Here is a 13,704-nt window from a genome sequence, read left to right as displayed (position 1 = left end):
TCGGCCGAGAAGCGGATTCCGCTTCTCGGGAAAATCAGATGTTGCGGAGAAAAGCCGGCTCAGCCGTCGCGGCGGAGCGCGTGATAGGCCTGCGACACCGGGCGCGGGGCGACGTCATGAACGAGCTGGCGGGCGATGATGCCGGAAAAGCGCATGGCTGCGGCGAAACCGCTCATGAGCTGGCCGATCCGGGAGGGCCGCCGGGCAGCGAGGCTTGCCGCCGTGGCACCGGTCTGCGGCTGCGCGGCCGCGTGGCGCGCGAAGGTGCCGGGCAGGTTGACGAGGCCCGTATGCAGCCCATGGGCCGCGAATTCCGCGATCAGCGCCCGGTGGCGCTTCGGAGCCACGTCGACGATGACCACGTCCGGCGCGCAGGCGGCAATATGGTCGAGGATCGCGCGGCCGGCCGGGCCGGAGAAATCGGCGTCGCAGATGCCCGCAAGGCGCAGGCCGGGAAAGGCCGAGCGGATGCGGGCGCGCAGCGCATGGATCGTCGCGCTGTCACCACCGAACAGGAACACCGCCTCGCCCGCGCTCTCGCAGCGGCGCAGCGCGTCTTCCAAACCCGTTTCGCGCCGGGCGGCATCGGCCCGCACGGCCTGTTCAATCTGCTGTTCGATCGAGTCCGACGTCACGCTGTCCCCATTTCGCTCGAGACGGGCATCCGGCAGCGATATGGCCTTGCATTGCTGCCTGGGCTTGCCCGCTGCCGTCAGAGACAGGAAGCGGCTACTTCCTTAAAAATTTAGATATCCGTTCAAATGTGTCGCAACCAAAGGTGACCGATTTTGGGTCAGCGTCCTCGGGCCTCAGGCGGCCGGAGGACGCCCCGGCATCAATGCAGCGTTCGCCAGACGGCTCGCCCCAGCCACCCGGCCCAGCCGAGCATGAGCCCGGCCGCGACCAGAACGCCGATAATCAGCAGCGAACGGCCGATCAGAAGGCTCGCCACCGTCTCCTGCTCGACGGGGCGGTTGTCGTTGGCAGGCGGCGGGATGTCCCGTACGGAGGGCATCCGGATCGGCACCGTCACGGGTGGCCGGACACGCATCGAACGCATAAAACGATCTCTTACCGTTAACGAACCGTAAACCTGCTCCTCGCATCTCTGATCCAATGCGAGACGCAGGCAAAGTGCAAGCCGAGAAATGACCTAAGGTGAATTTGTCCGCGACATTGCCTGATGGACCGCGGCTCCCACTGAATAAAACGGCCATCGGCCGCTCGGCAGCAGCGTTATTCCATCACCATCGCGTGATCGTCGGACGGGGCCGCCTGCTGGCGCGGCGTGCGCAGCAGCGCGAGGAACGGCAAGGCTGCCAGGCACAGGATCATCAGTAGCTTGAAGTCGTCGACATAGGCGATGATCGTCGCCTGCCGCGTCACCACCTCGTCCAGCGCCGCGCGGCCGGCCAGCGTCGTCGGGTCCCAGGCATGCCTGATCGCCGGCATGTCGAAGATGCGGTTGAACGGGGTCACATAGTTGGCGATCTCGGCGTGGTTCACCTGCACGTTGCGGGTCAAGAGGTAACTGACCAGCGAGATGCCGACGCTGGAGCCGATATTGCGCGAGAGATTGTAGAGCCCGGTGCCGTCCCCGCGATACTCCGCCGGCAGCGTCGCGAAGGTGATCGTCGTCAACGGCACGAAGAGCAGGCCGAGCCCGGCGCCCTGGATGAAGCCGGTCACGATGATCGTCTGCTGCGAGACATCCGGCGTCCAGCCGGTCATGTCGTACATCGCCCAGGCGCTGACCAGGAGCCCGGCGCCGAGCAGGATGCGGATGTCGACCTTTCCGATCAATCGCCCGACCAGGAACATGCAGGCCATGGTGCCAAGGCCCCGCGGCCCCATGACGATGCCGGCCGTCACCACCGGATAGCCCAGCAGCGTCTGCAGGAAAGGCGTGAGCAACGCGAGCGACGCCAGGTAGCAGATGCCGACGACGAAGATGAAGATCAGCCCGACATTGAAGTTCCGGTCGAGGAACATGCGCGGCTTGATGAAGGAGTTCTCCGCCGTGAAGGTGTGCACCGCCAGGACGTAGACCGCCGCGACGCAGACCGTCGCCTCCACGATGATCTCCAGCGAGTCGAACCAGTCGAGCTGCGCTCCGCGGTCGAGGAAGAGCTGCAGCGCCGCGATCGCGAGGCTGAGCGAGCCGAAGCCGATCCAGTCGAGCTTGGCAAGGGCGCTGGACTTGGTCTCGGTGACGAAGATCGAAACGCCCGCCAGCGCCAGGATGCCGAGCGGCAGATTGATGTAGAAGACCCAGCGCCAGGAAATGTTCTCGGTCAGCCAGCCGCCGAGCACGGGGCCGAGCACCGGCCCGACCATGACCGAGACGCCGAACAGCGCCATCGCCGAGCCGCGCTCCTCCGGCGTGTAAATATCGAGCAGGATGCTCTGCGAGAGCGGCACCAGCGCGGCGCCAAAAAAGCCCTGCAACAAACGAAATCCGACGATCTGCGTCAGCGACTGGGCCGCGCCGCACAGGATCGAGGCCACGACGAAGCCGACGATCGCGACGGAGAGCACGCGCTTGCGGCCGAAACGCGCGGCGAGGAAGCCCGAGGGCGGGGTCATGATCGCCGCGGCGACGATATAGGAGGTCAGGACCCAGTTGATCTGGTCGGCGCTCGCCGAGACGCTGCCTTGGATATAGGGCAGCGCGACATTGGCGATGGTGGTGTCCAGCGCCTGCATGATGACCGCGAGGATCACGCAGGCGGTGATGGCGCCGCGATTGGCAACCGGGGTCGTCGCGGCGGCTGAGCTGGCCATGGCAGGCCTCTTCTGTTTGCTGGTCTTGCTCTATTGGGCGCTCTACCCGGCCGCTCTACTTGGCGCTCTTGCCGAAGGCGCCCGAGATGAAGCTCGGCAGACCGCGCTCATGGCCGGTGTCGACGTCGAGCGTCACGCTCATGCCGGCACGCAGTTGGGGCTGGTCCGCGGGGGTGTCGATCTTCACGCGCATGGCGATGCGCTGCACCACCTTGACCCAGTTGCCGCTGGTGTTCTGCGCCGGCAGCAACGAGAAGCTCGCCGCCGAGGCCGGGCTGATGCTGTCGACCGTGCCCTTCCAGGCAGCGCCTGGATAGGTATCGACATAGACTTCCGCCGATTGCCCGGGCTTCACCCAGGTGAGCTCGGTCTCCTTCGGATTGGCCTGGATCCAGACATGGTCGGTCGAGACGAGGCTGAACGCGCTGGTCGCCGCCTCCAGATACTGGCCCTTCTGCAGCGAAGGCACATTGGTGACGACGCCGCTCATCGGCGCACGAACCGTCGTATGGTCGAACTGGCGCTGCGCCTCGGCCCGGGCCGCGACGGCGTCCTTGTAGCGCGGATGCTCCTCGACCGGCGCATCGGGCGTGCCGTTGAGGTTGGCGGCGATGCCGGCAAGCTGGCTTTCGAGCTGCGCCAGCTTGAGCCTTGCGCCATCGAGATCATGCTTGGCCTGGTCGTAGGTCGCCTGGGAGGCGACGGATTTGGTGGCGAGGTCCTGCTGGCGCTTGAAGGCGGTCTCGTAGAAGGCGATGTCGGTGCGAGCCTGCTCGATCTGGCTCTGCATGGTCTTGTAGCTGGCCTTCAGCGCTTCGAGATCGTTGCGGACCACGCCGATCTGCGCATCGGCCCGCTCCAGCGCGAAGCGGAACGGCTTGTCGTCGAGCCGGAACAGCACGTCGCCCGCCTTCACGGTCTGGTTGTCCCGGACGTCGATCTCGCTGACGATGCCGGCGACATCGGTCGAGATGCCGAGGATGTCCGCCTGCACATAGGCGTTGTCGGTCGACATCACCTGTCCGCCGACGACGTAGTAATAGCCACCAGCGACGAGCGCGATCGGCAGAAGCGCGAAGAGCAAGCGTCGCGTGCGGCTGCGTCGGGCCGGCGGCGCGGGGGCCGTCGCAGCCTGGGGAGGAGCGGTCGGCGTGGTAGTTTCCGGCGCCTTCGCCGCCGGCTGTGGCTGAGCGGGCGCCTTGGGCTCGATGCGCCTGATCTCGGTCACATTGCCTGGGGAGCCGGGCTCGGCCTCCTCGTCACGGACGGCTTGGGCGGCCGCCTCGGTCTTTCTGGCTGCGTCATCCATTTTGGACCTGCCTTTCGGCCACCCGCATCTGGCAGGCGGCCGTGAGATTGGTTCTCATCTGTCCCAGCGTCGCGAGAAGCTGTTCGCGCTCGGGCTGCGGAATGTCGCCGAACGCCTCTGCCCGCGTGATTTCACCGAGCGCGCGCAGCTCCGTCAGCTTCGGTCCGGCCTTCTGCGTCAGATAAAGCTGCCAGACGCGCCGGTCGGTCGCGTGCGGCCGGCGTTCCGCCAGCCCACAACCTTCGAGCTTGTCGACGATGCGCCCGACCGTGATGGGCTCGACATCCATGAGCTCGGCCAGCGCACCCTGCTGAATGCCGGCATTCTGATCGATATAGGCGAGCACCTGCCATTGCGAACGGGTCAGCCCGGAATCGCGCGCATGCTGCTCGAAACGCTTGCGCAAAAGGCGCGCGACATCATGGAGCAGAAAACCCACGGTCGGCGGCGGTTTTGTAGGCATGCTGGTCATAAGCATCTATATAATATTGGCGCTTAGTCTCGCCAAGCGACGTTCGAACGAGTCTGAGGGCGGAGGCTGTGGCGCGATGTCGCGGCTAACAATCGAAGCCGCGTACGGCTTCGCATCGCCTCATCGGCAACCAGAACCTTCCGCGCGAGCCGCCTGCACCTCGGCATCGGTCGGCAGGTCGGCGCCGCGTCGCGTGACCGTCACGGCGGCCGCCGCCGTAGCATAATCGAGCAATTCGGCAAGCGCGGGCAGATCGAGTGCCGCGATGGCGGCCGGGCTCAGCCGCCCTGCCCTTGCGAGCTGCGCCAGCAGCGCCGCATGGAAGCTGTCTCCGGCCGCGACGGTATCGACGACCCGCACCGGGCGCCCCCGCACCGAAACCTGCCCAGCGGCGTTGAAAGCGGTCGCTCCGCGCTGCCCTTCTGTGATGACGACCAGGCCGGCACCGCGCTCGAGCCAATAGGATGCAGCCTCGCCAATCGAGAGCTGCCCTTGCCAGGCGATGCGGATATCCTCTTCGCTCGCCTTGATGATGGTCGCCACGCGGTAGAAGCGCTCGGCCGCCTCGGCCCAGCGGGCCATGTCGCCGACGATCATCGGCCGCAGATTGGGATCGACGCTGATGACCCGCCGGCCCGCCTCGCGCTCGGCCAGGGCCGCGAGCGTCGAAGCGACCGGCTCGACCGCCATCGTATAGGAGCCGAAGATCAGCGCCGTGATCTCCGGCGGCAGCACGGCCGGCAGATCGGCCGGCATGAGCAGGCGATCGGCAGCGCCCTCGCCGTGGAAGGAATAGCCCGGCTGGCCGTCCTGCGCGGTGACGATGGCGGAGATCGTCGTCGGCCCGTCGCTCATCGCCAGAAAGCGCCCGTCGACTCCTTCCTTCGTCAGCCGCTCCGCGAGAAATGCGCCGAAGCGGTCACGCGAAAGACCGCCCAGGAAAGCCGCCGGCATGCCGAGCCGCGCGAGGCCGACGGCAAGGTTGAAGGGCGAACCGCCCGCGACGACCCGCGCCGGCATCTCGTTCCCGTCCGCCGGAGCGACGAAAAGATCGATCAGGGCTTCGCCGCAAACCAGGAACATAACGAATCGCTGCTTTCCCTGCAGGGGCGGCAAGGTTTCGGCCGCCGGGCAAACCGATCGAATGCCATGCCGCCAGCCGGCTGGCCATGGCATTCGAGCATTTTCGACGGGATGCCGAAACTACGGGAGATGGCGCGAGAACGGCAAGCGCCTTGCACCAATCCGAAGGGCGCGACGATGTCGAGCCGGGCAAGGCCGATGTCACATCGCCCCGTCCGGCCTTTTCGCTATTGATAGGCGCCGACACCCGCAGCGGAATCCGGAAGTCTCTTGCCGGCGCTGGCGGAGGCCGCCCGGGCATTGTTGTTGGCCGGTTGCAGCAGCAGCGCGTTGTTCATTCCCCAGATCGCGGCCTGGGTTCGATTCTGGACCCGGATCTTGCGCAGGATCGCTTTGACATGGGCCTTCACCGTGGCTTCGGCGATGCCGATCTTGCGCGCGATGGATTTGTTGGAATCCCCATCGACCAGGCAGCTGACGATCCCCATTTCCCGTGGTGACAGCAGCGATGCGACCGTCTCATCCGGGGGAGAGCTGGGAGACGCCCTGTCATCCTCGCCCGCGGCGGGACCGGCCTTAGGGCGGCGGGGCTTTTTTGCGGCGGGAACCGCGGAAGGAAATGTCGGCGGGAAGACCGTTTCGCCCAGCATCACCAGTTCGATGGATTTGACGAAGGCATCGCAGGAATTGGTGTTGACGAGGTAACCGCTGGCGCCGGCCTTGAAGACCGCCGCGAGCTCAGCCGGTCCATAGCGATCGGCGACGACCGCGATATGCGCATCCGGATATCGATCCCTCACAAGCTCGATTTCTCCGATGATGAGATCGAAAGCGTCGTTGGTGTAGACGACAAGAAAAAGGCTGTTCTGGACACGAGACTTACCGCTCAGCTGGTCGATTCCAGAGAGCGAGTCGATGATACGAAAGTTGTTTTCTTGAAGAACGCGATGAACCCCCTCTCGCATCAGAGAATATTTCCCTATGAGAACGATCCCGAAGGCTTTGCTCTCCCTCATTTGAAACCTCCCGCCGAAAGGGCAAACACAACTCAAACTGACGCCCCCGGTAAATCTGCTTACTATTCTTGTTTCTCGTTAAGATGATGAGACCGAAGTCTCATTTGGAACTTATCTCGAAACCTCCTCTCGTCACATATCGCCGACCACACTGCATTCATTTACGCAGAAATATCACGCAGAAACCCCAAGAAAGAAGCCTTTTAATACCAGTTAATACGATCGGAATCAGAGTAAAAAATGATACAACTCCGCGAGATACGGAGACATAATACGCCAGATACGAGCATGAAAGATCGTCAGACATAGCGATTAGCGCAGGCATGAGGCGCGGCATCTCATCAGCGCGCCATAAGGCAGACTAGGCAACGGATCGACAGGCGATCCATCCATCGGCATCTACGTAAGGGATTGTTATCCAAAAAAGTCTCGCCGGCAAGTCAATTAACGATCCGTTAGCCATTCCAGAACGGTTTCCGGCCTGCCATCCTTAACGTCAGCTGGCGACAGCCAGCGACGTCGGCTCGATCTCAGCGAACGGGGTGGACTTAAAGCGCGACCGAATACGAAGAAAGTATCGCTGAGTCCTGTCGATTTACGGCGCACGAACTCCCTTGAACATGTAATGCAGGCGAATTCGTTTGCTCAGAATCTGAACCGTTCCCTTTGGGTTCAGGATCAGATCCATCGCCTTTCTGGCAATTCCCATCGAAAGCTTCCGCCCGTCGAACCGGTGTCCGAGGTCCCGCAGCCGTCCGGCGTGGTAATTCCAGAATTTCCTGTCCCGGAACTTGAACGCGCTGGAGGAGAGATAGGCGTAATACTGGTCGAGCAGCTCGTCGACCCGTGTTTCGAGCTCTTGCTTGGTCAGATACCAGCCGCCATATTCTTGGCAGTCGCTGATTTCCGCCGAGACATAGGCATTGTTTTCGAGCGAAACAGCCGTCGCGGTCTGGCGATGAATCCGTTCATGGCCCAGGATCTGGTGCACGAAGCCGAAATCCTCATAGCGCAAATGCTTGAGGCACGCGCTGATATCCGCCTCATGCGTCGGATTCGGAAAGAATTCGTCGGAATTTCGGATCAGATCGGATCGATACATGACCGATGACGGGTTTCCCAATACCCTCAGCGTACCGAGCAAATGGGCCCGACAGACCTCTCGCCCTGGGACGACCGTCTGCGCGTAGGGCAGGCCGACATTCCGAACGTACCAGATGCCCGCGCCGCCGCTGAGCTGGTATGCGCCGACGATACCGACGGATGGATGGGCTTCGGCGAGAGCGACCATCTTCTCGAGGCATTCCGGATAGATCCAGTCGTCGCCCGAAACGACCTTGCAATATTTGCTCTGCTTCGAGATGAGGCCGAAAGCCCTGTTGTGATTGGCGATGATCGGCAGCAGCGTCTCGTTGCTGACGACGCGGATGCGGCTGTCCCGCCGGCAATACTCCTCGGCGATTTCGAGAGTGCCGTCAGTGCTGGCGTTGTTGACGATGATGTATTCCCAATTCCGATAGTTTTGGGACAGCACGCTTTCGATGCATTCCCTGAGGAATTCCGCGCCATTGTAGACGGGTGTCACGACGCTGACCAACGGACCGGTTTGCGCGTTCATCTCAGGGCCCCCTCTTGAGAATATCTCGTTCCCTCAGCGCAAGTTTTCTCATTCGCCAGGAACAAGGCGTTGAACTGCAGATTGAGCTGCGACTTGAACTGTGCGGCGCGCACACCGATGCGCGCCTTGATTCCGTCCCTGTCGGCAATCAGCCGATCGGCTCTTGCGACCAGATCCGCCGCGTCGCAGCGGGCAATGTCGACGCAGTAATCCGACAAGCCCAGGCTTTCCATCAGGGTGGTGACCTTGGGATGGGGTGCAAGCGCGATGGTCGGCACGGTCTGCAACGACGCGAACACGACACCGTGAAAGCGGCAGGTGACGTAAAAATCTACATGGGAGAGCGCCGCCAGCATGTCGGCGATGCTCTCGACCGTTTCCCGCGTAACACGATCCGGCGCCAGCGCGGGAAAGCTCTGCCGGATGGCGGCGTCGAGATCGGCGATCGCCTGGGAATCGAACCAGATATCGCTGCTGAAGAGCCTGATCCGATGCCCGCGCGCCAGCATCTGGCCGCAGAACGCAGCGAGGTTGTCGATCAGCCGTCGATAGCCCTGATCGTCATTGACCCAGTGCCGCTTTGAATCGCCATAGGCCATCGGCCCGACGCCGATCACGAGCTGAGTGCTCGGCATGACCGGCTCCTTCGCCGGCCGCTCCGGCAGCCGAAGGCCCCACACCGCGTCGGCAACGACCTTCATCTTGCCGCGAAAGCCGATCTTCCGCAGCAAGTCGCCCGACGCGCCGTCGCGCAGGGACACATAGTCGGCCATGGCAAGCGTGCGCCGGATGAACCAGCGACTCAGGGAGGAATCCAGCGGGCCCGCGCCATTGTTCACGAAGATGCATTTGACGTTGGCGCATTTGGCGAGAAGGACCCATTTGAACAGCGTGTAGGGAAACGCCCAGGGGCCGCCCCAGTCCAGAAGCTGTCCGCCCCCGGCGATGATGAGCATGTCGAGCTCCCAGACCAGAAGCAGCGAACGCAGCAGAAACATGATTTCGCGGAAGAACTGCGAGGGCCATACGACCAGCGCATGCCTCAGCGCATTGGCGATGTGGAACAGCGGCCCCGTTTTCTTGACGGTCGCCTTCAGCCGCCACGCGAACCCGCCCGGGCCGGCGGGATGCGATGCCGACGACCATTCCCGCTGGAACGGGAAAACCCGCTGACGCATCGCATAGCAGGGAATTCCGAGCCGGCGCGTGGTGTCTTCGGGGTCCATCGACAGGCCGACGACCGACACTCCGGGCGACCGGAGCGTGATGTTGTCGAGCACCGCTGTGATGGAGGCCTCGTCGCCCAGATTGCCCGTGCCGCAATGGGCCAGGAGCCCGACCCGGCTGGGCTTGGAGGAGCCGGTGGCCACCGAACTGACACAAAACTCCTGCAGCCCGGACCCGGACAGATCGACGGGCTCGCCGGCGCGAACATCGATGTCGATCTTGCCGCTCATGCAATACGCGCCCTCTGGCGGACGTCGAGCGCCGCGGAACGCGACAGGACGGCCTCCGCCGCCGCCTCGCCGCTCTTGAAGCTCTCGTCGGTCCACATGTAGCCCCAATCGCCATAGCGGCCGCAGTAGGCGATCCCGATCTCGTCGAGATAGCCGTGAACCGTCTTGAGGGCGGCGGCGCGATCGAGATCGAAGATGATATTGGCGTAGGGCAGATACATTGCCGTCTTGAACACGACCTGGTCGCCGTCGTGCAGCAGCCCGCAGCGGCGCAAATCGTCGATGACCGGCTGGATCCAGTCCTCGGGCTTGCCCGTGAAGGGCTTGTACTTGTCGGAGAAATAGACTTCCGCCTGGATGCTTCCCATACCCTTCGGGGCATTGTCCTCGGAGAGCATGTGCGGGAAGCCGAGGCGCGTGAAGCAGATGTCCTCGTCGTAGAAATACGACATATGCGCGCTGGAGATATCCGCGCGGTCCACCCCGAGATTGACCAGCACGCAGGACGAGCAGGCGAGCTTGCGCGAGGCTTCCAGCACATCGGCCGGCACGCCCTTGATCATGCGGATGAGATCCGGGAGCGGCACGGACGATATCAGCGCGTCGTAGCGGGTCCGGACGCCGTTCGAGAATTCGATCTCGTTGATCCTGGGATCGATCGATGTCAGCTCGTGATCGAGCTTGATGTTTCCCTTCGGCACGAAGTCCCGCAGATAGGACACGAAGCCGCCCTGCTTCGGGTAGCGGAAATGCGTGATGTAATGGATGTTCGGCGACGAGGCGGAAATCGCGCCCCGCAGCACTTCCTCCAGCGTCGGCCGGTAGATTCTCGGCCCCAACCAGTCGGTGCTCATGTTCTCGGCCGTCGTGAGATGGTATTTGCGCGTGTACTGCTTCGGGAAGAGCTCGGCGAAGGTCGAGCCGAAGCTGGCGACCAGCCAGTCATTGTAGTTGTTGATCGGCCCCTCCGGTTTTTGCCGCTCCTCGACGAAGTCGGCGATCACCTTCACGATCACCTCTTCCGGCAGGCCATGCAGATGAAGCTGGACCGGATGCTGCGGCCAGTAGCCCCGCCAGTAGTTGTTCAGGTTGATCTGGATGGTTTCGTAAAGCTGATCGACGCTGTCGGCGAACAACTCCTGGATGCGCTCGTCCTTGGTGAAGGAGATGTGCGGCCCGATATCGAAGGTTAAGCCCGGCTCGTGACGAAACGACATCGTATGGCCGCCATAATACGAATTCTTGTCGTACATGACGGGCGTGATGCCCTCCTCCCGGAGTCGGTGCGCCGCACCGAAGCCAGCCATTCCAGTTCCAAGTACGACGACGTTCGACATGGATGCGCGTTCCCTGAGCTGTGGCACCGTTGCGGAATCAGCCTTCGGCCATCGGGAGCAGAGGCGCCGGAGCAGCCGCCTTCGGCCGCGCTCCTGAAGCGTTCCGCTCCGCATGGTCCTGCAGCAGATATTCGTAGCGCTCGATCTGTCGCCGCGTGAGGGACTGGAGATCGTTCCCCGCCTGGAAGGCGTGATACCATTCGACGATCCAGGCCAGGCTCTGGTCGAGCTGCAGAACCGGGTGCCAGTCGAGGCCCGCCCTCGCCTTGGAGGTGTCGAGGCGCAGCAATTGCGCCTCGGCCGGATGCGCTGCGCCATCCAGCGTCCAGGATGCGCCTTCGCCCCACAGCGACACGAGCTTGTCGACGATCCACGACACCGGCCTGGCATCCGTCTCCGCCGGCCCGAAATTCCAGCCCGAGGCGAAGCGGGCTCCGTCCTCCGCGAGCCGCTCGCACAGCAGCAGATAGCCGTGCAGCGGCATCAGCACGAACTGCCAGGGCCTGATCGCGGCGGGGCTGCGGATGCGGCAGGGCCGGCGGCCCAGGAAGGCGCGGACCAGATCCGGAATGAGCTGGTTGGCGGTCCAGTCGCCGCCCCCGATGGCGTTGCCCGCACGCACGCTCGCCAGCGCGACGCCATGCTTGGACAGCGCGTCCGGCGGGAAATAGGAGTCGCGATAGGCGCCGGTCACCAGCTCCGCGCAGCCCTTGGAGTTGGAATACGGGTCATGCCCGCCCATCGGGTCGCTCTCGCGATAGCCCCAGACCCACTCCTGGTTCTCGTAGCATTTGTCGCTGGTGACATTGACCACGACGCAGGGGCGCCCGAGCTGGCGCACCGCCTCGAACAGATGGACGGTCCCCATCACATTGGTCGCATAGGTCTCGACCGGCTCGTCATAGCCGTAGCGGACCACGGACTGGGCGGCCATGTGGATGACCACGTCGGGATTGCATGCGGCGAGCGCGGACTTCAGGTGCGCGAAGTCCCGGACGTCGCCGCGGATCGAGCGGACGCACTCGCCGACCCTCGCCTGCTCGAAAAGGCTCGGCTCCGACGGCGGATCGAGCGCATAGCCCGTCACATCGGCGCCGAGCGCGTGCAGCCACAGCGACAGCCAGCTGCCCTTGAAGCCGGTATGGCCGGTGACGAAGACCTTGCGGTTCTGCCAGAAGGAACGGTTCAGCATGGCCGACCTAGCCCCATATCGATGAAATGACCCGGCTGTTCCGGAATGCACCGGGCCGCGCGTGAAAGCCTGTTTCCGCCGCGGCTGTGCATGTCAGGAGACCGCCTCGACGAGGACGCGCTGCGGCGAAGCTTCCGCTTCGCGCATCGGCCACCGCAGTTGCTGCTCGCGCCAGAGCACATCCGCCCGCCGCCCCGCCGGCAGCACGACGTCGTCAAACGAGACGACCTCGTCCTTCTTCTTGTCGCGCCGCAGGACACAGTTCTCGGACAGGCCGATCGGCAAGGCGTCGGCGGCGCGCGCATCGACCGCGTTCTCGATCAGGCCGTAGGCGCAGAACCCGCCGATGCCGTCGAGACGCTCGCCGGCCTTGAGATCGCGCTTCGCCATCGTGACGACCTCGCAGACCGGCCCCGCCAGCGGCGCCACGGTCGGATCGTGCTGGATGACCGCGCGTCCGATGGTCGAGGCGATCTGCAGATGCGGCAGGTGGAACGGCGTGTAGAAGACGTAGAACGGCCCGTCTCCGAGCTTGTAATAGGCGAGCTGCGCCTGCTTCAGCGGCGCCTCCTCATGGATGATGACGAAGGCTCCGGTGTGGGGCGCAGCGCCCAAGGCATAGTCCACCAGCCCCGTTTCGAGCATCGCCTGCGCCGGCAGGCGCTCCGCGATCTCCCGAACATCCTTGCAAGCCGGCCCGTACATGCCGCGACGGCCCGCATGGAAGCCCGTCGCATTGGCCAGTACCGTCGTTTCCATCGACAGCTTCGTGGCATCGGCGAAGGACGTGACCTTGCGCGGGTCCTGGTCGTTCTTCTCGGCGAATGCCCTCTGCGTGTCGGGATTGCGGTAGTAATCGACCATGCCCTTGATGTTGCCGGCGGCGACGGGCTTGAGCCCCAGCGTCCGCAGATAGCGCAGCAGCGTCATGGCGACGCCGGGCTCGTCGCCGTCGGTATTGGTTAGCACGACGCCGGCCTCGCGGGCCCGCTCGTTCAGGATGGGCCCGATCAGCGAGTCGAGCTCGGCATTGACCATCACCACATGCTTGCGATGTGCGATCGCATCGAGAACGACCGCGGCGCCCGCCTCGACCGTCCCGGTCACCTCCAGGATGATGTCGATGGCCCTGCAAGCGGTCAGAACGGCCGGGTCGTCCGTCAGAACGGGGACGTCGTCCCCGATGGCCCGGTCGGCCTCCCGCACCGTCGAGACGCGGGTCCAGCCGTGAATATTCGCCTCGCGAAAGGCCCGCTCGCCATTCTCGAGCGTCCGGTTGGCGATCGCGACGAGCCGCATTCCAGGCACCGGCGTGCCGAGCTGGAGAGCGATCGCGCGCCCTGTGGCACCCGCTCCGACCATTCCCACGCGGATCGGACGACCCGCCGCCTCGCGCTCCCGCAACACGGTATCGACAGCCATAGCCTGGTTCCCTT

The 13,704-nt window shown here is 64.0% G+C and carries 12 protein-coding genes; all 12 read right to left on the bottom strand.

Annotated features, from left to right (window positions below; translation table 11 throughout):
* Positions 1-59 precede the first annotated feature (59 nt).
* Positions 60-635, bottom strand: a complete 576-nt coding sequence (locus IED13_RS22160; protein WP_191125489.1) for a WecB/TagA/CpsF family glycosyltransferase — start codon at positions 633-635, stop codon at positions 60-62.
* Between the two features lie 200 nt (positions 636-835).
* Positions 836-1,060: a hypothetical protein gene (locus tag IED13_RS22155; protein WP_191125488.1), complete on the bottom strand. Its 225-nt coding sequence runs from the start codon at positions 1,058-1,060 to the stop codon at positions 836-838.
* Between the two features lie 176 nt (positions 1,061-1,236).
* Entirely contained in the window at positions 1,237-2,784 is a 1,548-nt protein-coding gene (locus tag IED13_RS22150) for a DHA2 family efflux MFS transporter permease subunit (protein WP_112762823.1), read from the bottom strand.
* Positions 2,785-2,839: 55 nt separating this feature from the next.
* Positions 2,840-4,093, bottom strand: a complete 1,254-nt coding sequence (locus IED13_RS22145; RefSeq protein ID WP_191125487.1) for an HlyD family secretion protein — start codon at positions 4,091-4,093, stop codon at positions 2,840-2,842.
* Positions 4,086-4,556 (bottom strand): MarR family winged helix-turn-helix transcriptional regulator, encoded by a 471-nt coding sequence (locus IED13_RS22140; RefSeq protein WP_038360230.1) that lies wholly within the window; start codon positions 4,554-4,556, stop codon positions 4,086-4,088. The genes IED13_RS22145 and IED13_RS22140 overlap by 8 nt, the downstream gene beginning before the upstream one ends.
* A gap of 129 nt (positions 4,557-4,685) precedes the next feature.
* Positions 4,686-5,648 carry a carbohydrate kinase family protein gene (locus tag IED13_RS22135; RefSeq protein ID WP_191125486.1) on the bottom strand — a complete coding sequence of 321 codons (963 nt, stop codon included), beginning with the start codon at positions 5,646-5,648 and terminating at the stop codon, positions 4,686-4,688.
* Positions 5,649-5,875: 227 nt separating this feature from the next.
* Positions 5,876-6,664 (bottom strand): LuxR C-terminal-related transcriptional regulator, encoded by a 789-nt coding sequence (locus IED13_RS28960; RefSeq protein WP_185747923.1) that lies wholly within the window; start codon positions 6,662-6,664, stop codon positions 5,876-5,878.
* A 595-nt stretch (positions 6,665-7,259) separates the two neighbouring features.
* A complete protein-coding gene (locus IED13_RS22125; RefSeq protein WP_191125485.1) occupies positions 7,260-8,282 on the bottom strand; it encodes a glycosyltransferase family 2 protein in 1,023 nt (340 codons plus the stop codon).
* Positions 8,279-9,739 (bottom strand): polysaccharide pyruvyl transferase family protein, encoded by a 1,461-nt coding sequence (locus IED13_RS22120; protein WP_191125484.1) that lies wholly within the window; start codon positions 9,737-9,739, stop codon positions 8,279-8,281. Before IED13_RS22120 ends, IED13_RS22125 begins: the two co-directional genes overlap by 4 nt.
* Complete coding sequence (locus tag IED13_RS22115; RefSeq protein ID WP_260368396.1) at positions 9,736-11,076, bottom strand: protoporphyrinogen/coproporphyrinogen oxidase; 1,341 nt, start codon at positions 11,074-11,076, stop codon at positions 9,736-9,738. Before IED13_RS22115 ends, IED13_RS22120 begins: the two co-directional genes overlap by 4 nt.
* Before the next feature lie 37 nt (positions 11,077-11,113).
* Complete coding sequence (rfbG, locus tag IED13_RS22110) at positions 11,114-12,268, bottom strand: CDP-glucose 4,6-dehydratase (RefSeq protein ID WP_191125482.1); 1,155 nt, start codon at positions 12,266-12,268, stop codon at positions 11,114-11,116.
* Positions 12,269-12,361: 93 nt separating this feature from the next.
* Positions 12,362-13,690: an NAD(P)H-dependent oxidoreductase gene (locus IED13_RS22105; protein ID WP_191125481.1), complete on the bottom strand. Its 1,329-nt coding sequence runs from the start codon at positions 13,688-13,690 to the stop codon at positions 12,362-12,364.
* Positions 13,691-13,704: the final 14 nt, after the last annotated feature.

The organism is Allobosea spartocytisi (genome assembly GCF_014764685.1).
GTDB lineage: Bacteria > Pseudomonadota > Alphaproteobacteria > Rhizobiales > Beijerinckiaceae > Allobosea > Allobosea spartocytisi.
Note: the sequence above shows the minus strand (reverse complement) of the source record. Positions and strands in the feature narration are given on the sequence as shown.